This is a genomic window from Bradyrhizobium sp. AUGA SZCCT0177, from assembly GCF_018130125.1.
Lineage (GTDB): Bacteria > Pseudomonadota > Alphaproteobacteria > Rhizobiales > Xanthobacteraceae > Bradyrhizobium.
The window spans coordinates 60,835-82,182 of sequence record NZ_JAFCMA010000015.1; the positions used below are offsets into that span (position 1 = coordinate 60,835).

At 63.0% G+C, this 21,348-nt stretch carries 21 protein-coding genes; 9 read left to right on the top strand and 12 right to left on the bottom strand.

Going from position 1 to position 21,348, the window contains the following annotated elements:
* Nucleotides 1-6: 6 nt before the first annotated feature.
* Both JQ597_RS18850 and JQ597_RS18855 read right to left on the bottom strand, forming a co-directional pair.
* Nucleotides 7-1,755, bottom strand: coding sequence for a flavin-containing monooxygenase (locus JQ597_RS18850; RefSeq protein ID WP_212265725.1), 1,749 nt, complete (start codon nucleotides 1,753-1,755; stop codon nucleotides 7-9).
* 164 nt (nucleotides 1,756-1,919) lie between these two features.
* Complete coding sequence (locus tag JQ597_RS18855; protein WP_249148007.1) at nucleotides 1,920-3,761, bottom strand: di-heme-cytochrome C peroxidase; 1,842 nt, start codon at nucleotides 3,759-3,761, stop codon at nucleotides 1,920-1,922.
* Nucleotides 3,762-4,016: 255 nt separating this feature from the next.
* On the opposite strand from JQ597_RS18855, the gene JQ597_RS18860 reads away from it, so the two are divergent.
* Both JQ597_RS18860 and JQ597_RS18865 read left to right on the top strand, forming a co-directional pair.
* The gene (locus JQ597_RS18860) at nucleotides 4,017-4,703 is read left to right on the top strand and encodes an alpha/beta hydrolase family protein (RefSeq protein WP_212265726.1); all 687 of its coding nucleotides are present in this window, start codon (nucleotides 4,017-4,019) and stop codon (nucleotides 4,701-4,703) included.
* A gap of 38 nt (nucleotides 4,704-4,741) precedes the next feature.
* Complete coding sequence (locus JQ597_RS18865) at nucleotides 4,742-5,470, top strand: aspartate/glutamate racemase family protein (protein ID WP_212265727.1); 729 nt, start codon at nucleotides 4,742-4,744, stop codon at nucleotides 5,468-5,470.
* A gap of 7 nt (nucleotides 5,471-5,477) precedes the next feature.
* On the opposite strand, the gene JQ597_RS18870 is transcribed toward JQ597_RS18865, so the two are convergent.
* Both JQ597_RS18870 and JQ597_RS18875 read right to left on the bottom strand, forming a co-directional pair.
* Nucleotides 5,478-6,260, bottom strand: a complete 783-nt coding sequence (locus JQ597_RS18870; protein WP_212265728.1) for an SDR family oxidoreductase — start codon at nucleotides 6,258-6,260, stop codon at nucleotides 5,478-5,480.
* Between the two features lie 40 nt (nucleotides 6,261-6,300).
* Complete coding sequence (locus JQ597_RS18875) at nucleotides 6,301-7,275, bottom strand: ketopantoate reductase family protein (RefSeq protein ID WP_212265729.1); 975 nt, start codon at nucleotides 7,273-7,275, stop codon at nucleotides 6,301-6,303.
* Nucleotides 7,276-7,445: 170 nt separating this feature from the next.
* Here JQ597_RS18875 and JQ597_RS18880 point away from each other — a divergent pair, with 170 nt between their 5' ends.
* Nucleotides 7,446-8,246, top strand: a complete 801-nt coding sequence (locus JQ597_RS18880; RefSeq protein WP_212265730.1) for an enoyl-CoA hydratase-related protein — start codon at nucleotides 7,446-7,448, stop codon at nucleotides 8,244-8,246.
* Between the two features lie 379 nt (nucleotides 8,247-8,625).
* On the opposite strand, the gene JQ597_RS18885 is transcribed toward JQ597_RS18880, so the two are convergent.
* A complete protein-coding gene (locus tag JQ597_RS18885; RefSeq protein WP_312010902.1) occupies nucleotides 8,626-8,922 on the bottom strand; it encodes a hypothetical protein in 297 nt (98 codons plus the stop codon).
* Nucleotides 8,923-9,038: 116 nt separating this feature from the next.
* Between JQ597_RS18885 and JQ597_RS18890 the strand changes: the two genes are divergently transcribed.
* From JQ597_RS18890 to JQ597_RS18905, 4 genes are all read left to right on the top strand, one after another.
* Entirely contained in the window at nucleotides 9,039-10,403 is a 1,365-nt protein-coding gene (locus JQ597_RS18890) for an FAD-dependent oxidoreductase (protein ID WP_212265731.1), read from the top strand.
* 22 nt (nucleotides 10,404-10,425) lie between these two features.
* Nucleotides 10,426-11,430 carry an ABC transporter substrate-binding protein gene (locus JQ597_RS18895; RefSeq protein WP_212265732.1) on the top strand — a complete coding sequence of 335 codons (1,005 nt, stop codon included), beginning with the start codon at nucleotides 10,426-10,428 and terminating at the stop codon, nucleotides 11,428-11,430.
* A 228-nt stretch (nucleotides 11,431-11,658) separates the two neighbouring features.
* Nucleotides 11,659-12,432 (top strand): ABC transporter ATP-binding protein, encoded by a 774-nt coding sequence (locus JQ597_RS18900; RefSeq protein WP_212265733.1) that lies wholly within the window; start codon nucleotides 11,659-11,661, stop codon nucleotides 12,430-12,432.
* Nucleotides 12,425-13,246 (top strand): ABC transporter permease, encoded by an 822-nt coding sequence (locus JQ597_RS18905; protein ID WP_212265734.1) that lies wholly within the window; start codon nucleotides 12,425-12,427, stop codon nucleotides 13,244-13,246. The genes JQ597_RS18900 and JQ597_RS18905 overlap by 8 nt, the downstream gene beginning before the upstream one ends.
* A 185-nt stretch (nucleotides 13,247-13,431) precedes the next feature.
* On the opposite strand, the gene gtdA is transcribed toward JQ597_RS18905, so the two are convergent.
* Entirely contained in the window at nucleotides 13,432-14,472 is a 1,041-nt protein-coding gene (gtdA, locus tag JQ597_RS18910) for a gentisate 1,2-dioxygenase (RefSeq protein ID WP_212265735.1), read from the bottom strand.
* 125 nt (nucleotides 14,473-14,597) lie between these two features.
* On the opposite strand from gtdA, the gene maiA reads away from it, so the two are divergent.
* Both maiA and JQ597_RS18920 read left to right on the top strand, forming a co-directional pair.
* Entirely contained in the window at nucleotides 14,598-15,230 is a 633-nt protein-coding gene (maiA, locus tag JQ597_RS18915) for a maleylacetoacetate isomerase (protein WP_212265736.1), read from the top strand.
* Nucleotides 15,220-15,729: a MarR family winged helix-turn-helix transcriptional regulator gene (locus tag JQ597_RS18920; RefSeq protein WP_212265737.1), complete on the top strand. Its 510-nt coding sequence runs from the start codon at nucleotides 15,220-15,222 to the stop codon at nucleotides 15,727-15,729. The genes maiA and JQ597_RS18920 overlap by 11 nt, the downstream gene beginning before the upstream one ends.
* 7 nt (nucleotides 15,730-15,736) lie before the next feature.
* Here the strand turns inward: JQ597_RS18920 and JQ597_RS18925 are convergent, their stop codons facing one another.
* The 6 genes from JQ597_RS18925 to JQ597_RS18950 form a co-directional block, all read right to left on the bottom strand.
* Nucleotides 15,737-16,213 (bottom strand): GFA family protein, encoded by a 477-nt coding sequence (locus JQ597_RS18925; protein WP_212265738.1) that lies wholly within the window; start codon nucleotides 16,211-16,213, stop codon nucleotides 15,737-15,739.
* 128 nt (nucleotides 16,214-16,341) lie between these two features.
* Complete coding sequence (locus JQ597_RS18930) at nucleotides 16,342-17,949, bottom strand: benzoate-CoA ligase family protein (RefSeq protein ID WP_212265739.1); 1,608 nt, start codon at nucleotides 17,947-17,949, stop codon at nucleotides 16,342-16,344.
* On the bottom strand, nucleotides 17,946-19,085 hold the full coding sequence (locus JQ597_RS18935) for an FAD-dependent monooxygenase (protein WP_212265740.1): 1,140 nt from the start codon (nucleotides 19,083-19,085) through the stop codon (nucleotides 17,946-17,948). Before JQ597_RS18935 ends, JQ597_RS18930 begins: the two co-directional genes overlap by 4 nt.
* A 128-nt stretch (nucleotides 19,086-19,213) precedes the next feature.
* A complete protein-coding gene (locus tag JQ597_RS18940; protein WP_212265741.1) occupies nucleotides 19,214-20,530 on the bottom strand; it encodes a TAXI family TRAP transporter solute-binding subunit in 1,317 nt (438 codons plus the stop codon).
* Nucleotides 20,531-20,694: 164 nt separating this feature from the next.
* Complete coding sequence (locus JQ597_RS18945) at nucleotides 20,695-20,910, bottom strand: hypothetical protein (protein WP_212265742.1); 216 nt, start codon at nucleotides 20,908-20,910, stop codon at nucleotides 20,695-20,697.
* Nucleotides 20,911-20,987: 77 nt separating this feature from the next.
* The gene (locus tag JQ597_RS18950; RefSeq protein WP_212265743.1) at nucleotides 20,988-21,209 is read right to left on the bottom strand and encodes a cysteine rich repeat-containing protein; all 222 of its coding nucleotides are present in this window, start codon (nucleotides 21,207-21,209) and stop codon (nucleotides 20,988-20,990) included.
* Nucleotides 21,210-21,348 lie beyond the last annotated feature (139 nt).

The following is a 21,348-nucleotide window of genomic DNA, read 5'->3' on the forward strand; positions in this document are numbered from 1 at the left end:
AGCGCCTCAAACCACGGGTACGCGCCGGGCGGCGACCGCCGCGGGCGAAATGACGTCGATGTCGAGCGGGACGCGCCAGCGCTCGGTCAGCCGCACGCGCGGTGCTTCGTTGCGCGGGTCGGCACCGTCGATCACAAAACCCTCAAAACCGTTGCTCATGACCTCGTTGCATTTCTGCACGTAGATCGGAAAGCCGCCGATATAGGGCATGAAGACGCGCGGCCGGCCGGGGATGTTGGCGCCGACATACCAGGAACTGCAGGTCGAGCGCAGCGAGATTTTTGACACTTCGTTGACGTGCTCGACCCATTCATCCTGATATTGCTCGATGGGCTCGATTGTATCAGCACCGATGTCGCGGATATGCGCCATGCAGTCGGCCATCCAGTCGACATGCTGTTCGATAGCCTGGATCATGCTCGCCAGCACCGACGGGCTGCCCGGCCCGGTGATGGTGAACAGGTTGGGAAAGCCCACGGTCGCGACGCCGAGATAGGCGCGGGGGCCGGCGCGCCATTTCTCTGATAGCGTCTGCCCGTTGCGCCCGGTGATGCGGATCTTGTCGAACGAGCCGGTCATGGCCGCAAAGCCGGTCGCGGAGACGATGGCGTCGAATTGATATTCTGACCCGTCGACCTCGATGCCTTTGCTCGTAAAACGTTCGATCGGCGTCCTGGACACGTCGACCAGTTTCACATGCGGCAAATTATAGGTTTCGAAATAGCCGGTATCGACGCACAAACGCTTGCAGCCGAACACGTTGGAAGGGCACAGCAGCCCGGCGGTCGCGGGATCCTTGACGATGCCGCGGATCTTGTTGCGCGCGAATTCGGCGATGGTGTCGTTGGCCTCCTTCTCGAACAAGAGGTCGCCGAAGGCGCCGAGAAACGGCAGTCCGCCGCGTTCCCAGGCTTCTTCATATTGCCGCTCGCGTTCCTCCGGTGAGGCTTCCAGCGCCGGCTTCATGTTGAACGGGAAATAGAAGCCGGTCGGCCGCGCCCGCGCTTTCGCCCGAAGCGCCGGATAATCCGCCTTGATCGATTGGCGGTATTCCGGCGTCAGTTTCGCGTTCCAGGCCGGCACGGAATAGGTCGCGGTGCGCTGGAATACGGTAAGCGCGGAGGCCTGCTGCGCGATGATCGGAATCGACTGGATCGCCGATGAACCGGTGCCGATGATGCCGACGCGAAGCCCGGTGAAATCGACCCCTTCATGCGGCCATTCGCCGGTGTGATAAACCGGTCCCCTGAAATCCTCGCGTCCTTTGAAGGGCGGATGGTTTGCCGCCGACAGGCAGCCGATCGCCATGATGCAGAATTTGGCGAACACCCTGTCGCCGCGGTCGGTTTCGATGCGCCAGCCTTTGGCGGCTTCGTCAAAACTTGTGGAGGTGACGCGGGTGTCGAACAGGATGTGTTGGCGCAGATCGAAGCGGTCGGCGACATGGTTGGCGTAGGCGAGGATTTCCGGCTGCGGCGCGTATTTCTCCGACCAGTCCCATTGCTGGTCGAGTTCTTCCGAGAACGAAAACGAATACTGCATGCTCTCGACGTCGCAGCGCGCGCCGGGATAGCGGTTCCAGTACCAGGTGCCGCCGACGCCGCCACCGGCCTCATAGACCCGCGCGGTAAAGCCAAGCCCGCGCAGGCGGTGCAGCATGTACATGCCGGCAAAACCGGCGCCGACGATGACGGCGTCAAACACCGCGTCAACCTCGGCCGGACGTTGTTGTTGATCTTGCTTGCCCGCAACCATGCGCTTTTCCCGGTGAAGACGAAAGCTGCGCCTACATCAGACCAAAGCGCTGGAAGCGTCAATCGCGCCACCGCATGGGCGGGTTGCGCACGGTCGCGGCCGTTCGTTTCCGCAAGCGTGTTGCAGCGCGGCCGGAGTCGGTCCGGCCTGCGCGGCATCATGTCTCAGAGCGTCTTAAGGTACTCGATGATCGCCTTGCGCTCGTCGGGAGCCAGTTTCTTGCCGATCACGCCCTTGGTTTTCGGTGGCTTGTCAGCGAATTCGTGGCCTGTGTTCCAGTTTCCGCGGATCGAGGTGTCGAATTCGAAGCCGTTGGTGAGCTTGTCGTATTTGTAGCCGAGATTCACCGGGTCGTACTCGCGGTTGCCGAGATAGAATTTCTTCGGCCTTTCGTCGACCGGAGACAGCAGCGCGTAGACGTTTGGAACCGAACCGTTGTGGAGATAGGGCGGGGTCGCCCAAACGCCGTTCAGCGGACGGACCTTGTATTCAAGCTTGCCCTGGATTTCGTTGGGCATGTTGCCGTTCAGGGCATTGCGTTGCTTCTCGTCCAGTTTCCGCTGGTCATAAATGACGTCGACGGTCTTCTGGACCAGTTTGCCGAGCGCGAATCCGAATCCGGTCTCGGTGATTCCGAGATGCGGTGGGGTCGCGACCGTCCGGGCGATCATATCCGCCGCCTGGGCCGGATCAGTGCCGATGTGCTCGATCGGGATGTTTTCGATCTTCAGGACTGGCTGGCCGACCTCGTTCTTGGTCCACCAATCCTTGTTGTTGAAATCGAAGAACGCCTTGGTCGAAACCGGCGGACGGTGACATTCCTGACAATGCACCTTGTAGAGTTCGCCGCCCTGGGCCGCGAGCTTCTCGTCGATCGGCGGCAGGATGTCGCTCGGCCAGCGCGGTGACTTCAGGCCCGAGAAGCCTTTTTCCAGGCTCGGCGGATCGCCTGCGATCATTTGCTCCATTTCGTTGAGGCTGTCGACGTTGACGCTCGATTTGAACAGGCCCTTCGACGGGTCGAGCAGATTGAGCTCCGCCGATACGCCCAGCGATTCGCCGGCATTGCGTACCATCGGCTGCATGATGGAGCCGTTATACTGCACCCAATCGAACCAAGGCGTGTTCCAGATCCGCGGGTAATGCACCGGCGCCGAGGAGCCCGCGTAGTTTTCCGGCTTCTTCAGGTCGATTGAAAACACCTGATTGCCGATCCGGTTCAGCGCGTCCAACCGGCCATAGCCTTCGAGGACGCTCTGGGAAGCGACGGCCTCCTCGAGATTCTTGACGGCCTTCAATTGCGTGAGGACCTGGTCGATCTGGTATTTCAGGATCTCGCGATCCGCGACCGCCGAGTCCGGCCCCAGGATCCGTTCGGCGAATCGATCGAAGCGCGTGGGGATCAGTCGCGTAAAGAGCAGCGCCACGCCCATTCCCTGCTTCAGCTTGAACAGATCGGTCAGCGCCGGCCCGCCATCGATGATGACAGCCGTATCCTTGTAGGTGAACCGCCCGGTATGGCAGGCCGCGCAGGTCAGGCCGACGCCGGTCATGTCCTGCTTGCTGCGTGGATTGCGCCATGGCGCGCCCGACGGGTCGAGCATCGGACCGCCCTGCGCAATGCCGATCGGAAGCGCCTTCTTGCCGGGGATGATGGTGTCCGGAATGAAGCCGTAGCGATCGAGATAGGCCGGGTCGCTCAACGGGTCAGCCTCGGTGAAGACAAGCCACGGAATCGTCGGCTGCTCCAGGGCCATGAACCATTCAAAGGGCATGCCGAAGGTCCGCGTTCCCTGGTCGGCGTGATAGAACCAGCTGAGTTTTTCTTTGCTGATGCCCTGGTCGAGCCAGACGGTCTTCTTCGGCTGCGGGTACTCCGCGATCCTGACGTGAAGGTTTTCCCAGAGTTTCGCGATGTCGTCCTTGAAGGCGACGTAACCGGCGGCGGCGATCAAGGCTGCGATAACAATTTTTGTCCTGCCCCGCATGATCAGCCCCTTGTTCAATTGCGCCGCCTGAGCGCGAAATATGCGTATCTCATTAAAAAATCGCCAAACACGTACTCAGCCTTGGCGTGCGATCAAGTATTGCACCATCTTATAGTAGCATAACTCGGCTGTCCATAAAGCCGGTTTCGCGGGTCGTTCCATTTTGCGGGAGCGGAAGGGCGCCGTTTTCGAATCCGCCGGGTGGGTTCGCGCGTTTGCACGCGCCGCCCCCGAATGTAGAATCAAGCGATAGCATAACCCGGGATCGCCGATTTGAAAGCCGCCACAGCGCAACCGCTCAAAATCGAAATCACCTCTGCGGACCCGGTGTCCGCGTTGCTGATCCATCCGCCGCAGGCGCGCGCGTGTTACGTGTTCGCGCATGGGGCAGGCGCCGGCATGGCCCATGCCTCGATGGAGACGATTGCGACAGGTCTTGCCGACCGCGGCATCGCGACGCTGCGCTATCTGTTCCCCTATATGGAAAAGGGCAGCAAACGGCCGGATGCGCCTGGTGTGGCGCACGCGGCCGTGCGGGCCGCGGTGGCGGAAGCGGCGCGACGTTACATCGGGTTGCCGCTGATCGCGGGCGGAAAATCGTTCGGCGGGCGCATGACCTCGCAGGCGCAGGCGATCGATGCCTTGCCGGGCGTTCGCGGGCTCGCCTTCTTTGCCTTTCCGCTGCATCCGGCGGGAAAGCCGTCCAGCGACCGCGCCAAACATCTCGCCGCGGTCGATATACCCATGCTGTTCCTGCAGGGAACGCGCGATGCGCTGGCCGAATTGAGCCTGCTCGAACCCGTGGTCAAGAAGCTGGGCAAGCCGGCGACGCTGCATCTCGTGAAGGAAGCCGATCATTCCTTCCACGTGTTGAAGAGTTCAGGCCGCAACGACCGCGAGGTGATGACCGAGGTGCTGGATGCGTTCGCGGCGTGGGCCGGCAAGATCGACGCAGGATAGCATTGGCAGAACGGCGCAGCGGATGCTAATCAGGCCGAATGGCCAAGATCCTCATCGTTAATCCCAACACGACCGCGTCGATGACGAAAACCATCGGCGAGGCTGCGCGCGCGGTCGCGGCATCAGGCACCGAGATCGTCGACGTGACGTCGGCGATGGGGCCGGTCTCGATCGAGGGATTTTATGACGAGGCCTTCGCCGTTCCCGGCTTGATCCAGGCGCTGTTGAATGCAAGGGATGCCGATGCCGGCATCATCGCCTGCTTCGACGACACCGGCCTCGATGCGGCGCGATCGGTCGCACCGTTTCCAGTGGTCGGGATTTGCGAGGCCGCCTTGGTGACAGCGGGGCAACTGGCAAAACGCATCGGAATAGTGACCACGCTGCCGCGCTCGATCGTGCCGCTGGAAGAGCTGGTGCGGCGTTACGGCTTTGCGGAACGCGCGCAGGTCACCGCCTGCAATGTCGCGGTGCTCGATCTCGAAAAGCCCGGCTCCGGCGCGGAAGAGAAGCTCGACGCCGAGATTGCGCGGGCGCTGGACAGGGGCGCGGAAGCCATTGTGCTCGGTTGCGCCGGGATGGCCGATCTCGCCGCAAAACTTTCGCAAAAATTCGGTGTTCCCGTCGTCGACGGCGTCGCGGCCGCGGTGAAGCAGGCCGAAGCGCTGGTCGGCCTGAAGCTCAAGACATCGCGGCGCGGTTCCTACGCGCTGCCGGGCGCCAAGGACTATACCGGCCTGCTGGCGCCGTTTGCGCCCAAGAGTTGAGAAGGCTTCAGGCCGATTGCGGCGGGCCGTAGATCTTGTCTCGCAGCCGCCGCATGCCGGCCAGCCAGCGCTCCCGGCTGGAAGTCTTGCGCAGCATGTATTCGGCGACCTGCGGGTGCGACAGAATCAAAAACCGTTCGGCCTCCATCGCCTCGATCACCATGCGTGCGACTTCGGGCGCCTGCAGCACGCCATCGACCCGCGCGGCGCTGGGGCCGGGCGTCGTCATGCCTGTTTGTACCGACTGCGGGCAAAGCACCGACACGCGGATGCCGCGGTCGCCATATTGAATGGCGAGATGTTCGGCGAGCGCCACCGCGGCATTCTTGGTGACGCCGTAGGGCATCGAGTTCAGCGACGCCAACAAGCCCGCGGCAGATGCGGTGTTGAGCAGATAGCCTGATCCTCGCGCCAGCATGGCCGGCACCAGCACGCGCGCCGCGAACACGTGGCCCATGACATGGACCCGCCAGCTGACGTCCCAGTCCGCATCGGACGCGCCTTCCTGTCCCTTGCGTGACAGGCCGGCGTTGGAGAAGAACACATCCACGGGTCCATATTTGTCCTCGGCGGCTGCGATCAGCGCCTTGACGTCTTCTTCAAGGCCGACGTCGGCGGTGACAGCCAATCCGTCGATGTCGCCGGCGACTTTCGCCAGCCGGTCGCGCGAGGTTTTCAGGTCGGCGACGACAACGCCGCGCGCGCCGGCCTCGGCATAAGCACGCGCGACCGCTTCACCAATGCCGCTCGCGGCGCCGGTAACGACACAGACCTTGCCTTTGACGTTCATGTTGAAGCCCTCTTTGTTCGGCGTGTTCCGCGCGTGGTGTTCAAGTCCGGTAAAGCCCCTTGTCGCGCGCCTGGCGAATCGCGAGTCCCGCCATCAAATCGAGCATCGGCGTCGAAAGCCCGGCCGCCCGCGCGAATGTGGCGGGTGCGCGGACCAGCACGTCGATCTCCATGGCGCGGCCGAGCTCAAAGTCCTGCAGGATCGACGGCTTGTGGGCGGGCGCGGGGCCGGAGCGCGTGACGCGCTTGACCTCGGGGTAACAGCTCTGGGCGATGCTGTTGGCTTCATCCAGCAAACGCGGGATCACCTCGGCGAGCGCCGGCTCGTCCCGGACGCCGCGGGCGGTCTGGCCGGTGAGCAGACACAGCACCGACATCGACATGTTGGTCAGGAGCTTGGACCAGATCGCTTCCCTGATCTCGGCGACATCTGGCGATTCGACACCAGCTTCATTGAGCGCTGTGCGAAGCCGCGCGATCCGCTCGCTGTGGCGGTCGTCGCATTCGCCGATCAGGAGCCGGTTCCGATCAGGCGAGAGATTCGCGACCACACCAGGCGCGATGATCTCATTGGATGAATAGATCACGCCGCCGATGATCCGTTCCCAGGGTATCGCGGCACGCAGCTGGCTGTTCGCGTCGAGGAAGCCAAGATCGGGCGTCGGCGGATGTTTTGCGGGAAGCCCGATATCGTACCACCAGGGAATTCCGTTCTGGGCCAAAACCACGGCGGTATTATCGCGCAACAGCGGTTGCAGACCGGCGGCAAGCGCACTCACCCCCGTCGCCTTCAGCGTGCTGATCACGACATCCTGCGGACCTAGATCAGCCGCGACGTCGGAGGCGGTCACCTTGGCTTTGAACTCGGCCTCGCCGACACGCAGCGTCAGGCCGTTGGCCCTCACGGCTTCGAGGTGCGGGCCGCGCATCACGCAGGAAACGTCGTGTCCGGCCAGCGCCAACCGCACCGCGAAATGGCTGCCGACGGCGCCCGCACCGAAAACGCATATCCGCATCGAGTTGATGTCCTGCTGAGGGGAACCGTAAGGTGCCAGTTTCCACAAGCTGGCACCGCAGCGCAACCGCCGATGCCGTTTGCATCGCAGGCATCACGGAAAGGGATAGATCAATCGCCGGTGGGTCGGCATATTGCCTGACGACAACTGCAACCAAAAAAGGACCGTCAATGTCTGCCAATCCGGTTTTGTGGGATCTCGATCAACGCGGCGTCGCGACGGTCACGCTGAATCGCCCGGAAGTGAACAACGCCTACGACGCCGGCCTCATCAATGGCGTGCTGGCGGCGATGGATGAACTGGGCAAAAAGCCCAACCTTCGCGTCGTGGTGCTGAAGGGCAACGGCAAGCATTTTCAGGCCGGTGCCGACCTGAAATGGATCAATGGCGTACGGCCGAAATCGCCTGAAGAGAACGAGGCGGTGTCGCAGGCCACATTCGAGGTGGTGCAGCGGCTCAATACGCTGCCGATCCCGACGGTGGCACTGGTGCAGGGCGGCTGTTTCGGCGGCGGCACCGGCGTGATTTCGGCTTGCGACGTGGTGATTGCCGCCGACAACGCGCTGTTCTCGATCACGGAAGTTCGCTGGGGGCTGACGGCCGCGATCATCATTCCGCAGCTCTGCGATTCCATCGGTGTCCGTCAGGTGCGCCGCTACGCGCTGACCGGCGAGCGGTTCGGCGCCGAAGACGCGCGCCGTATTGGTCTGGTGCATGAGGTGGTGCCGCTGGCGGAGCTTGAAGCGTCGGGCGCAAAGGTCGTGGAGCAATTGCTGGCCAACGGCCCCGAGGCGCTGGCCGAAACCAAGACGCTGGCGCTGGAGAGTTCATTCGGCGGCATGAGCGTCGATGACGACGCTTATGCGCGGCTGGTCAAAATGCATTCGGACCGGCGGCGGACATCGGAGGCGTCCGAAGGGCTGGCCTCGTTCGCCGAAAAGCGCGCGGCTAAATGGGCTGGTCGGATATAGACGGCAATATCGCTGCGCATTCCAAAAGGGTGCATAGCCGTTCGGCTCAACCTTGAATTTTATCGGACCGCCGTGCACACTCATTTGCGCCGGGACGCATTCGCCGTCCGAGAAGGCCGGAGGAAACAGCCATGAGAGCATCGTCCCTCTTCCTAGCGGGATTAGCCGCCGCAATCATCTCAAGCGCACCGGCGAATGCCCAGGACGCGAAGAAACCGGCTGCTGTGTCGCAGGCAGACTCCAGGACATGGAAGCAGCTCACCAACTATGTTGACTGCAAGGATTTTGCGAGGGGAAGGGGTTGGACCGACTTGGAAGGTTGGTACGGCTGCACCGCGCGCAAGTTCAAAAACTGACCGAGCCGCGTCGCCGGGGTTGCTCAACAGCCCCGGCAGATGCCGTTCACACTCCGGTACACCTCGGCATCGTCGCGCCGCATCTGCTGCAGCGATTCGATCATCCGAGCGTCCGTGCTGCGTGTGTCGATGGCGCTTGGCTCGGGCTTGCGCTTGGCCGCCAGCGCCGCTTCCTGCCGCGTGTAGCAGGCTTCGCGCTCGGGCTTGGCCTGGATAAACCGGCATTGCTCCACTTCCGCCAGCGCAGGTGCCGCGCCGAATATGAGTCCGAGCAGGAGGGAAGGGAGGATTCTCAAACCGGTCAGTCCTTTCGTCCCCACTTTCTCAATTCCGCGCGGCGGGAGCAATGTCTTCCGTCACTATTTCAACCGTTAGACACGTAGCCAAAATCGCCCGTGAAGGGCATGATGCCGGCGCTTCAGCCGGGAACCCCAAATTGCCCTCCAAAACCATCACCGAGCCTGCGCGCCAAATTCCGCTCTATGGTGAATATGACGTCGTCGTGCTGGGCGGCGGTCCGGCCGGCATCGCGGCTGCGGTCGCCGCCGCGCGCGCGGGCCGCCGTACCCTGTTGATCGAACGCTATGGCTTCCTCGGCGGCATGGGCACGGCGGCGGGCGTCACCAATTTCTGCGGACTGCATGCCAATGTCCATGGCGAGATGCATCGGGTGGTGCAGGGGATTGCGACCGAACTGCTGGATCGGATCGACCGGCTCGGCGGGCTCAACGCGCCGCATCTGATCCTGGGCAAGATCTTCGCACAGGCCTATGACACCGCGGCCTACAAGATCGCGGCCGACGATCTGCTCGCCGCCCACAAGGTGGACATTCTCTTTCATGCGCTCGGTGCCGGCGTGGTGATGCATGACGAGAGGCACATCGACGGGCTGATGGTCGAGACCAAGGCAGGCCGGCAGGCGGTGCGCGCGGGCATCTACATCGATTGCTCCGGCGACGGCGATCTCGCGGCCTGGGCCGGCGCGCCGTTCGAGGTCGGCGATAATGCCGGCAGCATGCTCTACCCATCGATGATGTTCCGTCTCAACGGCATCGACCCCGAAAGAGCCGGCAATGCCTGGCAGACCATTCCGGCGCTGATGGAAAAGGCCGAGGCCGCAGGTACGCACAAGTTTCCGCGCAAGGCCGCGATCGTCCGGCCACAGCGCCACGCCGTCGAATGGCGGGTGAACTTTACCCAGCTCGCGCGCGAGGACGGCACGGCGGTGAATGGCCTTGAGCCTGACGATATGACCCGCGGCGAGATCGAGGGGCGCCGCCAGGCGGTGCGGGCGTTCGAGTTCCTGCGCACCGTGCCTGGCTTCGAAAAATCCTACATCGTCGATCTGCCGCCGCAGCTCGGCATTCGCGAGACCCGCCGCGTTGTCGGCGGCTACATGCTCTCCGGAGAGGACGTGCTGGCCTGCGCCTCGTTCGAGGATTCCATCGGTGTCAATGGCTGGCCGATGGAATCCCATGTCGCGGGTGACGTGGTCTTCAAGTTCCCGCCGATCCCGGAATCACGTGGCTTCAACGAGCTGCCGTATCGGATGCTGGTGCCCGAGGGCATCGACAATCTGCTGATGGCCGGGCGCTGCGCCTCGATGACCCATGACGGCCAGTCGGCGGCGAGGGTTTCCGGTGCCTGCTTTGTGATGGGCGAGGCGGTTGGGATCGCTGCCGACCTGGCGCTATCGGGCAACACGATTCCACGCGACATTGCCGTTGAAAAGTTGCAACAAGCATTGCAACAACAGGGCGCTTTTATTGGCCGCGGCCAGAACGTGCCCGAAGGGCTGTAAGAGAAGTTACGGAGGAAACGGAATGACGGGATTTGCACGGCTTGCTGTGGCTGCCCTGCTGGCGATCGCGGCAAGCGGCATCGCGCGGGCCGATGATGCGCTGAAGGCCAAGATCGGCGTGCTCAGGCTGTCTTCGTCGGCGCCGGTGTTCATCGCGCAGGACAAGGGCTATTTTCGCGAGGCCGGCCTCGACATCGAACTGAAATTCTTCGACGCGGCACAGCCGATCGCGGTGGCGACCACGTCGGGCGACGTCGATTTCGGCGTCACCGCGGTCACCGCAGGGCTCTATAATCTCGCCGGCAAGGGCATGCTGAAAGTGATCGGCGGCATGAGCCGCGAGAAGGCCGGCTATCCCCTGATCGGCTACTTCGCCAGCAACAACGCCTATGCCGCCGGGCTGAAGACACCGAAGGATCTTGCGGGAAAGCGCATCGCGGTGACCCAGGTCGGTTCCAGCTTCCATTATTCGTTGGGCCTGCTCGCCGACAAATACGGCTTCAAGCTCGCGGACATCAAGGTGCTGCCGCTGCAGTCGCTGTCGAATGCCGCCGCCGCGCTGAAGGGCGAGACCGTCGATGCGGCATTGCTGCCGGTGTCCACCGCGCGCACGCTGATGGATTCCGATGGCGCCAAATTGCTCGGCTGGGTCGGCGACGAAACGCCGTGGCAGCTCGGTGCTGTGTTCGCTTCCCCGAAGACACTGTCCAATACTGCGCTGGTGACGAAATTGCTGGGCGCCCTGGTCCGCGCCGACCGCGAATATCATGACGTGATCCTGGCCTCCGTGAAGGACGGCAAGGCAGGGATCACCGACAAGACAAAACCGCTGCTGGAGATCATCGCCAAGTACACCAATCTGCCGGTCGAGCAGGTGGTCGGCAATTGCGCCTATATCGATCCCGACGGCAAACTCGACGTCAAGAACGTCGCCAACCAGATCAGCTGGCTGCAGGAACAGGGTTTCGTCGACAAGGGATTCGGCGTGGATGCGATCATCGCCAAGGAATATGTAAAGGCGGATTGATTTGAGGTTACCTCTACCGCTTGCGGGGGAGCATAGGCCGCCGTTGGCGGCCGTGCTTAGATAAGAACGCCGAAGCTGTGCTTCGGCTATGGCGCTCGCTAGAGCGCGGCGGGTGGGGGAAGGTCTATCCACTCGGCGAGCCTGCCGTGGGGAGAGACCCCCACCCCAGCCCTCCCCCGCAAGCGGGAGAGGGAGCGCAGTGGTGCAAGGATTCGAACGGGCAGCCAAATGGACCTGATCGCCGACCATATCAGCCACCGCTTCGGTACGCTGGACGTGCTCGATCAGGTCTCGTTCACCGTGCGCGCGGGCGAGGTGGTGGCGATCGTCGGGCCCTCCGGTTGCGGCAAGAGTACGCTGCTGTCGATATTGGGCGGCCTGTTGCGGCCGAGCGAGGGCCGGGCCGAACTGCGCGGCGCGCCGCCGGCGGGCAGCCTCAACCCGCTGACCTTCGTGTTCCAGGATTTTGCGCTGCTGCCGTGGTGTACCGTGGAAGCGAATGTGGAATTTCCGCTGGTGCATACGGCGCTCGGGATAAGCGAGCGCCGCGCCGTGGTCGACGACGCGCTGCGCCGCACGGGGCTCACCGATTTTCGCGGCGCCTACCCGAAGCAATTGTCCGGCGGCATGCGCCAGCGTGTCGGCATTGCGCGGGCGCTCGCGGTGCGACCCGCGATCCTGCTGATGGACGAGCCGCTGTCGGCGCTGGATTCGCAGACCCGCGAACTGCTGATGGAGGATTTTATCCGCCTGCTCGCCGATGGTTCGATGGGCGCGGTCTACGTGACGCATAATCTCGAAGAAGCCGTGCGGCTCGCCGACCGCATCGTGGTGCTGTCGCGTCGTCCCGGCCGCGTCCGCGAGGTCGTGACCATCCCGATGACGCGCGATGAACGCGGCGACATCAATGCCCGCGGAAAACTGCTCGCGATACAAAATGATCTGTGGTCGCTGATCCGTGAGGAGGCGATCGACGCCGAGCGTGAGGTCCAGCATGCTTGACCGCGCGCCGCAGGGGACGCAGGACGAGACCAGGCCGCGGCCGGTGGCGTTTCGCGGCGCGGGCTTTACGCCGAGCGCGGGGCGTTATTCGGGCTGGATCGCGCTGGCGCTGGTGATCGGGTTCTGGCAACTCGCGGGCAGCGCCGGCTGGGTCAATGCGCTGTTCCTGCCGCCGCCCTCGGCGATCGTTGCGGCGATCTACAAGCTCGCGCTGTCGGGCGCGCTCTGGCAGCATCTGTCCTGGTCGGTGATGCGGATTGGATCGGGCTGGATCCTTGGCACGGCTGCCGGTATCATCGTCGGTTTCGGGATCGGGTTATCCACGCTGGCGCGCGGCGTCGGCATCACCTTCATCTCGGCGCTGTTTCCGATTCCCAAAATCGCGTTGCTGCCGCTGCTGATCCTGTGGCTCGGGATCGGCGAGGAGCCGAAGATCGCGACCATCGCGCTCGGCGTGTTCTTCTCCACCGCCATCTCGGTCTATAGCGGCGTCGATGCGGTGCCGCGCAATCTGATCCGGATGGCGCAGAGTTTTAATGTGCCGTTCCACCTGATCGTGCGCCGCGTGATCTGGCCGGGCGCGCTGCCCTCGATCCTCGCCGGTTTTCGCATCACGGCGTCGGTCGCGCTGCTGCTGGTGGTGAGCGCCGAGATGATCGGCGCCCAATACGGCATCGGCGCCTTCGTGCTGCAGGCCGGCAATCTGATGCAAACCGATCAGCTGCTGGCCGGCGTTGTGATCTTGTCGGTGTTCGGGCTGGTGGTGGGGAAGGGGATCAATCTGCTGGAGGCAAGACTGCTGCACTGGCGGTAGGTGTCGTCGTTACAAACAAAGTAGCAAACCTGTCGTCCCGGCCTTGAGCCGGGACCCATACCGCGTGATCTATCGATGGGACGAGGTAGCCAACGCCTTCCGCCAAACGAAGGTCGGTGGCTATGGGTCCCCCGATGCGCAATTGCGCATCCGAGCTCAAGGCCGGGACGACAGCGGTGGTTCCCTCACGCATTCCCGCGGTCTTCGCGGAAAAGATCCAGCTTCTGCTGCACCGGACGATCGGAGAAGCTGAACAGCACGGAATCGACGTCGGCCTCGTGGGTGACCCACTGCCAGCTAGGCACCACGAACAGATCGCGCGCGCCCCATTCAAACGTCTGGTCGCCGACCCGCGTGCGGCCCTTGCCCTCGATCGCCGCGAACACGGTCGCGTCGGTGGAGCGATAGCGCGCCGTTTTAAAACCCTTCGGCAGCATCTGGATGAAGGTGCCGATGGTCGGCATCGCGAATTCGCCGGTTTCGGGGTTGGAGAATTTCAGCTTCAGCCCGTGGCAGGCGTCCCATTCGTTGCGGATCTTGGCCTGCTCCAGCGCCTCGCGGGTGTAGCTGTAGGGATAGTTGAAGATCGGTGAGGTCTTCGACTTTCGCTTCTCGTCGACGGGGAGGAGGTTGCGCCCGTAGCGGGCAAAGCTGTCGCCGGAGGGGCGGGTGATCTTCTGCTGGTCCTCGTTCGAGCCTTCGGCAAAGGACGCATCGAAGAACTGCACCATCGGAATGTCGAGTCCGTCGAGCCAGAACATCGGCTCGGAGGTTTCGTTGGAATGATCATGCCAGGTCATCGACGGCGTGATGACGAAATCGCCGGGCTCCATCAGCGTCTTCTCGCCGTCGACCGCGGTTGCCGCCCCCTTGCCTTCGAGCACGAAACGAAGCGCCGACTGGCTGTGGCGGTGCGCCGGTGCGACGTCGCCGGGGACCACCATCTGCACGCCGGCAAACAGCGAGGTCGTGATCTTCGCCTGGCCGCGCAGGCCCGGATTTTCCAAGACCAGCACCCGCCGCTCAGCTTCCTTGGCGGTGATCAGTTTGCCGGCCTCGGTCATGTAGTCGCGGATCTGGTCGAACTTCCACAGATGCGGCCGGCAGGCGCTGCGTGGTTCGGGCGTGATCAGATCGCCCATCACATTCCAGAGTGCGGAGAGGTTCTCGCCATCGATCTTCTTGTAGAACGCCTCGCGTTCCGGGGTCTTCTGCACGGCTTCCATGGATAGCCTCCCGTTAGTCTTGTTCGTCCGGTTCTTGTCATCTCGCTTGATTGACAGCATACTTACAATATGGATAGCGTCAATGCGGCCTTCGGGCCCACATGACAAAATGACGGGAGGTTCCGATGAAGCTGCATGGCTACTTCCGCAGCAGCGCGTCCTACCGGGTCAGGATCGCGCTCAATCTCAAGGGCCTGAGCACTGAGCACCTGCCGCATCACCTTCGCAACGGCGAACAACGCGCGCCCACCTATCTCGCGATCAATCCGCAAGGACTGGTCCCGACCCTGGAAGATGACGCCGGCACCGTGCTGACCCAGTCGCTCGCCATCATCGAATGGCTCGACGAGACCCATCCCACGCCACCGCTGCTGCCAAAGGATCCGCTGCGCCGCGCCAAAGTGCGCGCCTTTGCGCAGGCGCTGGCCTGCGACACCCACCCGGTTCAAAACCTCAAAGTGCTGGCCCGGCTGCGCCAGCTCGGCCTGGCGGAAGAGAAAGTGACGGAGTGGGCGGCGTGGGCCAACCGCGAGGGGCTTTCGGCCTGCGAAACGCTGATAGCGGGCGAGCCCGGGCCGTTCTGCTTTGGATCTGCGCCGACGCTCGCCGATCTCTGCCTGGTGCCGCAGCTTGCCAATGCGCGGCGCTTCGGCGTCGACGTCGCGGCCTATCCGCGCCTGCTCCAGGCCGAAGCCGCGGCAAAGGAAATCAAGGCGTTCGCCGACGCCGCACCGGACAAGCAGCCCGATGCCGAGTAAGCCCACGCCCATCACCATGGACGCCGTCTACGCGGCGCCCGGCTATTTGTTCCGGCGGATGCAGCAGATCGCGGTCGCGATCTTTGTCGAGGAATGCAAAGCCTTCGACCTGACGCCGGTGCAATATGCCGCGCTGGTTTCGATCCACACCCATCCCGGCATCGACGCGACGCGGCTCTCGGCGGTGATCGCGTTCGACCGCTCGACGCTCGGCAACGTGATCGAGCGGCTGGAATCCAAGGCCCTGGTCGAGCGCAAGCCCGGGCGAGAAGACAAGAGGGTAAAACTGCTTTATCTGACCAGGGCGGGCGCCGCCACGCTGCGCGAGATCATGCCATCGGTCGAGCGCGCGCAGGCGCGGATGCTGCAGCCGCTGAAGGCCGCCGACCGCAAGGTGTTGCTGACGCTGATGACACAGCTCGTCGATCTCAACAACGAGGCCTCGCGGGTGCCGCTGCGCGCCGAGGACGCGCTCGAGCACCTGGGCAAGTCGGGTTAAGGGAGCGTCAGGCCGACGGCGCATCGTCCTGCGGTTCGAAACCCGGGTAAATCTTGAACCGGGGCAGCACGTCGGCGATATCGTACCACGGCGCCTTCGAAGCCACGAAGACATGCCGCTCGAGCCGCGTGTGCGGGTCACCATCGACGGTGCCGAGGGTGACGACCGTGGACTCTGGATGGTCGAGGCGCCGGATGAACAGCTGCGAACCGCATTTTGAGCAGAAGCACTTTTCGCGGTTAGGCGACGATTGGTATTTTGAGATGAACTCTGCACCGGACGTCAGGATCAGTGCTTCCGTCGGAACCAGCGCGTTGGTGGAGAACGCCGCACCGTGCGCCTTGCGGCACATCGAACAATGGCAATGTTCGGCGATTCCGAGTTGCGCGCTGATCTCATAACGAACCGAACCGCAGAGACAACCGCCGTGGAGCGGGGTGTTTTCCATGGGGTTTAGCCTTTTCAACCTCGTCGTCCCGGACAAGCGAAGCGCGATCCGGGACCCATAACCACCAGTGTCTGTGCTGCGCGAAAGTCGTCCGGCACCTTTTTTAAACGATAGGCCGCGGCGTATGGGTCCCCGCCTTCGCGGGGACGACACTGAGGGTGTTGCTACATCCTCAACAGCGCCTGCCGGTCGATCTTGCCCGTACCGGTCTTCGGCAACTCCTCGATGAATCGCACCTCGCGCGGATATTTGTAAGGCAACAGCTTTGCCTTGACGAAATCCTGCAGCCGCTTCGTTGCATCGCTGGCATCGAAGCCGCTGCGATTCATCACCACCACCGCCTTCAGCGTCATACGCCGGTCCGGCAGCTCGGCGGCGAAGACGGCGCATTCCCGCACGTCGGGGTGTTCGGCAAGGCACAGTTCGACTTCGAGCGGATAGACCCATTGGCCGGAAATCTTGATCAGGTCGTCGGCGCGGCCGCGAAAAAAATGAAAGCCGTCGGCATCGCGGACGAAGCGGTCGCCGGTGTAGATCCAGCCGCCTTCGCGGATCGTCTCCGCTGATTTGTCCGGCCGGTTCCAGTACAGCGGCGTGTTGGAATCGCCGCGCACCCACATGATCCCTTCCTCGTCGTCATCGACGTCGCGACCGTCCTTGTCCCTGAGCGCGATTTCATAACCGGGGACGCGCAGCCCTGCCGCACCGAGCTTCTTGTGATCGGGCCGGTTGGAAAGGTAGATGTGCAGTGCCTCGGTCGAACCCAGGCCTTCAATGATCTCAAGGCCGGTCAGCGCCTTCCAGCCGTTGAACACTTCACCCGACAGCACCTCGGCGGCGGACAGCGCCATCCGCAACGACGAAAAGTCCGCGGCCGCTGCGCCCTCGGCCTTGGTCAATGACGTATAAAGCGTCGGCAATCCGAAAAACACGCTCGGACGGTATCGCCCGATCGCCTCGAAGATCGCGGCGGGCTTTGGCTGGCCGGGCAGCAACAGCGTGGCGGCGCCGACCGAGAAGGGGAAAGTGATGGAATTGCCGAAGCCATAGGCGAAGAAGATCTTGGGCACCGAGAAGCAGATGTCGTCGGTTCCGAGCTTGAGCACGTTGCGCGCAAACGCAGCTTCGCTGTAGGCCATGTCGTGCTGCAGATGCACGATGCCCTTGGGGCGTCCGGTCGAGCCCGACGAATACATCCAGAACGCCATCTCGTTGCGGTGTGTATCAGCCTCCGCGAGTTCGGTGGGCAAGGCCTTCAGCCAGGTATCGGCAGCAAGCGTCTTCGGAACGGCGTGTTCGCCGGCGGTGCCGTTGACCACGATCAGCGTGTGCAGCGGCGTGTCCTTGCAGGCGACAGCGTCGAATCGGGAAGTGAACTCGGCATCGGTGACCGCGACGGCGGCGCCAGCGTCCGAGAGATAAAACTGCAGCAGGTCCGGCGGCGTCAGGGTGTTGATCAACAGCGGCACGAAGCCGGAGCGTACCGCGCCGAAGAATGCGGCCGGATAAGCCGGCGTATCGTCGAGGAACATGAGGATGCGGTCGCCGCGCTTCAGCCCCAGTGACTGGAAGCCGTGGCCCCATTGCGAGGCCTCGCGGCACAGCTCGGCATAGCTGCGCGTGCCGGCAGGTCCGGTCAGGGCCAGGCGTTCGCCGCGGCCGTGCACGAGATTGTCGAACAGGATGCGGCTGGCGTTGTAGCGCTCCGGGATCGCGAAACCGATTTCGCGCGCGCCGGGATTTTCCAGAGGTACCTGATCGTCGATCATCATGACCGGCTCCCGCTGTTCTTTGCTGCCTCGTAACGCTCCATGAAGGCCGGCGACATCGCGCGCAGGCGCGCATCGTCGATCCGTCCGGAGCGGGTGATGTAGCTGTAGGCAAAATCCATAAGATCGAGCTTCATGTGTTCGGGGAAATGTTCGTACCAGTCGGCGCTGGTGCGCGCCGCCGTCACCAGCTTTTTCACGATCGGCTTGCGTTCGCTCTGGTAACGGGCGAGGCCCGCGGGAATGTCCGCTTCCGCCTCCAGCGCCTTGGTCAGCGCGATGGCGTCCTCGATCGCGAGCCTTGTTCCCGAGCCGATCGAGAAGTGCGCCGAGTGCAGGGCATCACCGATCAGCGCCATGTTGCCGTGCGACCAGTTCTCGTTCCAGATCCAGGGGAAATTGCGCCACACCGATTTGTTCGACACCAGCGAATGGCCGTCGAGCGTATCGGCAAATATTTCTTCACAGATCGCCTGAGATTGTTCGATGGTCTTGTGCTCGAAACCGTACGCCTGCCAGGTCGCTGCGTCGCATTCGACCAGGAAGGTGCTCATGGCAGGCGCATAGCGGTAGTGATGCGCGTTGAACGATCCGAGGTCGGTTTTGACGAAGGTCTGCGACAGCGTGGCGAAACGTTTGCTGGTGCCGTACCAGGCGAATTTGTTGGTCGAATGCGAGACCGAGGCGCCGAATTCCTTCTCGAAGCTGCGGCGCACCAGCGAGTTCAATCCGTCGGCGGCGACGATCAGGTCATAACCCTTGAGTTCATCCAGCGACTGGATGATGGTGTCGTAGCGCGGCGTGATGCCGGCGGCGCGCACGCGCTGCTGCAAAATGGTCAGCAATTCGAGCCGGCCGATCGAGGAAAAGCCGACGCCGTCGATCTCGACGCTCTCGCCCCGCAAATTGAGCGTGATGTTCTTCCAGCTTTCCATCCGCGGCGTAATCGCATCGACCGTCTCGGGGTCGTCGGCGCGCAGGAATTCCAGCGCCTGTTCGGAGAACACGACGCCAAAACCCCAGGTCGCGCCTTCGGGGTTCTGCTCGAACAGGTCGATCTCTGCGTCCGGATGACGCCGCTTCCAGAGATAGGCGAAGTAGAGACCGCCGGGGCCTCCGCCGATGACGGCGATACGCACGGGTTCCCCTCCCTAATTGACAGTATACTTACTAGTTGGAGCCACCCTAAACCGGACCGGGGAATGGCGCTACCAAAAATTTTGCCGGAATTGGTCCGGGTCAACCCTGTCCGTGGGGCCGCCCGGAACTAGTTCTGCTTCGCCGGCCCTTCCGCCAGCATCTGCCGGCGGCGATAGATCGAATCTTCCAGCCGATGCGCCATTGAAACCAGCGTCGAGATATCCTGCGCGTTCTCGCTTTTGATCGCGCTCGCCATCTCGGCATCCAGTGCCTGGTCGACCTGGTTTTCGATCTCGGTCAGTTCGGCCTCGCTCTTCACTTCCCTGATCCGCCGCGGCAAGGCGAACAGGCTGCGCAACGTCGTCTCGGCCGGTTCCTGCCGGCCGCCAAGAAACCGCCATGCGGTTGCGAAGATCGAGGCCAGTGCGCCCAGCACCATCGGCGTCAGGTAAATCCAGTTGCCGTACTTATCCATGAAGCTTTGCTGGGTCCCGTTATAGTAGGCCGCGGCCCCCGGATGGACCGGGATATAGGCGCCGGGATCGGTATCGGGCGCCGTCAGCCCGGCCAGCAGCGGCTGGTCGCGCACGAGATCGTTGCGGGCAGTGACCAGCGCCTGGGTCAGCGTCGTGATCGTGTCCGGGTCGATCTTCTTGTTGGCGACCAGATACGTCGCGACGCGCAGCGTGGTCAGGTCGGCATCCGGTACCGGCGGGCTGCCGCGCAGCGTGCCTTGCGGAATATCGAAGCTCTCATAGGCGCCTTCGACATCGGCGATGGCGCCGGCCGATTCAACCGGGATCAGGGTGGGTAAGGAATTATGCCCGCCCCGGAAGAAGCGCCTCACCAGCGAGAGGTACTTTTCGCTGAGCGGGACGACCAGCACGAACGCGCTCGCCGCTTTCGACTGGATCGCGCCGGGCGTATCCGCCGGCGCCATGTTCCTGAAGATCACCCTGTCGCCGAGGTCATATTCCTTTTTCAGGGCCTCGACGATCTTCTGGTTGATCTCGCCACCGACCACGCCGACCGTGTGGCCCTTCATCTTCTCGATGCTGGTCACCTGCGATCCCGGCAGGGCCAGGATCATCAGGACCGATTTGGTGACCAGCGCCACGCTCCGCGCCAGCGAGAGATCGCCGACATCGGCGCGCACGATGGCAAGGTCGGTCTTTCCCTCGGCAAAGATTTTTGCGGAATCGAGCGCGTTGTCCGTCGGAACGATCTTCAAACGGACCGTGGATTTGGTGGCTTCCAGCCGGGCGGCGATGACGGACGCGACTTTGGCCGCTTCGCCGTCGAACGAGCCCACCGCGACGCTCAGCACCGTCGGCCTGTCGTAGAAGCGATAGGCGATGAGGCCGGCGCCGAGGACGATGCCGGCAACGCCCGCCAGCAGGAGCACCCGGGCCCAGACTGGCAATGCGATTGAATAATTCTTCATCCCGGATTCATGGCCATCGATAGCTTCGAGGCCGTCGATGCTGGCACATCAATCGCGATCCCGCAAAACAGGAATCGGCAAAAGCCGGCCGCTGCGCCGCCAATGATGGCAGGCAGCGGCCGGCAGGTGCAGATGTCTTCGGTTTTGAGCCGGATCAGCTTCGATCAGGTGCAGCGGCGAACCTTCACGCCGTTCACGATCACGGTGCGGCACACGACCGCCGGCTTTGGCTTTTTGACGACGACCGCGCCTCGAGGTCCCGCGCAGCCGGCGCGAACGACGCCGTCCGCGCAGACAGCCGCGTTGGCAACGGTCGACTCGAAGGTCATGGCGGTACCAATGGCAAGCAGGGCGGCGGCAATGAACAGAAATGAACGCATATTTCTCCCCGGACGTATCTTGGTTGGTGTTCAGGTTTCTTCTGGAAGGTGCTGCGGATGCGTCTCAGACCGCGCGTCTATTTCTTCTCCGCCGCCTGCAATACCTTCTTGCAAGCAGGTGTGAGCTTGTCGCTCTCCTTGGAGAGACAGGCGATGATCCGCCCGCCGCCTGGCGTGACGCTTTTGCAATATTTCTGGTAATCGCCCATGCAGGCGTCGCGCTGTGCGGCAGTCAGCTCCTGCGCGAACGCTTGCGACGCGCACAACAGGGTGGTTGCAGTCAGGATGACACGTAGCATCTGTTTTTCCTCTCCTGGTGATTGAAGATTATCGCTCTCAAAGGTCAGACAGGTCGCCTGCTTGCTTCCCGGTCGCTGACCCGCTGTATTGGAGCTCCCATTTTTATTGCGAGCTGAGGAGAACCCATGGCGGAGATCA

Coding starts and splice junctions, on each gene's coding strand:
- JQ597_RS18895 (WP_212265732.1), top strand. CDS start 10,426: ATGACGGGATTTGCACGGCTTGCTGTGGCTGCCCTGCTGGCGATCGCG.
- JQ597_RS18870 (WP_212265728.1), bottom strand. CDS start 6,260: ATGAACGTCAAAGGCAAGGTCTGTGTCGTTACCGGCGCCGCGAGCGGC.
- JQ597_RS18945 (WP_212265742.1), bottom strand. CDS start 20,910: ATGCGTTCATTTCTGTTCATTGCCGCCGCCCTGCTTGCCATTGGTACC.
- JQ597_RS18850 (WP_212265725.1), bottom strand. CDS start 1,755: ATGGTTGCGGGCAAGCAAGATCAACAACAACGTCCGGCCGAGGTTGAC.
- JQ597_RS18940 (WP_212265741.1), bottom strand. CDS start 20,530: ATGAAGAATTATTCAATCGCATTGCCAGTCTGGGCCCGGGTGCTCCTG.
- JQ597_RS18930 (WP_212265739.1), bottom strand. CDS start 17,949: ATGATGATCGACGATCAGGTACCTCTGGAAAATCCCGGCGCGCGCGAA.
- JQ597_RS18865 (WP_212265727.1), top strand. CDS start 4,742: ATGGCCAAGATCCTCATCGTTAATCCCAACACGACCGCGTCGATGACG.
- gtdA (WP_212265735.1), bottom strand. CDS start 14,472: ATGGAAGCCGTGCAGAAGACCCCGGAACGCGAGGCGTTCTACAAGAAG.
- JQ597_RS18880 (WP_212265730.1), top strand. CDS start 7,446: ATGTCTGCCAATCCGGTTTTGTGGGATCTCGATCAACGCGGCGTCGCG.
- maiA (WP_212265736.1), top strand. CDS start 14,598: ATGAAGCTGCATGGCTACTTCCGCAGCAGCGCGTCCTACCGGGTCAGG.
- JQ597_RS18905 (WP_212265734.1), top strand. CDS start 12,425: ATGCTTGACCGCGCGCCGCAGGGGACGCAGGACGAGACCAGGCCGCGG.
- JQ597_RS18900 (WP_212265733.1), top strand. CDS start 11,659: ATGGACCTGATCGCCGACCATATCAGCCACCGCTTCGGTACGCTGGAC.
- JQ597_RS18950 (WP_212265743.1), bottom strand. CDS start 21,209: ATGCTACGTGTCATCCTGACTGCAACCACCCTGTTGTGCGCGTCGCAA.
- JQ597_RS18875 (WP_212265729.1), bottom strand. CDS start 7,275: ATGCGGATATGCGTTTTCGGTGCGGGCGCCGTCGGCAGCCATTTCGCG.
- JQ597_RS18920 (WP_212265737.1), top strand. CDS start 15,220: ATGCCGAGTAAGCCCACGCCCATCACCATGGACGCCGTCTACGCGGCG.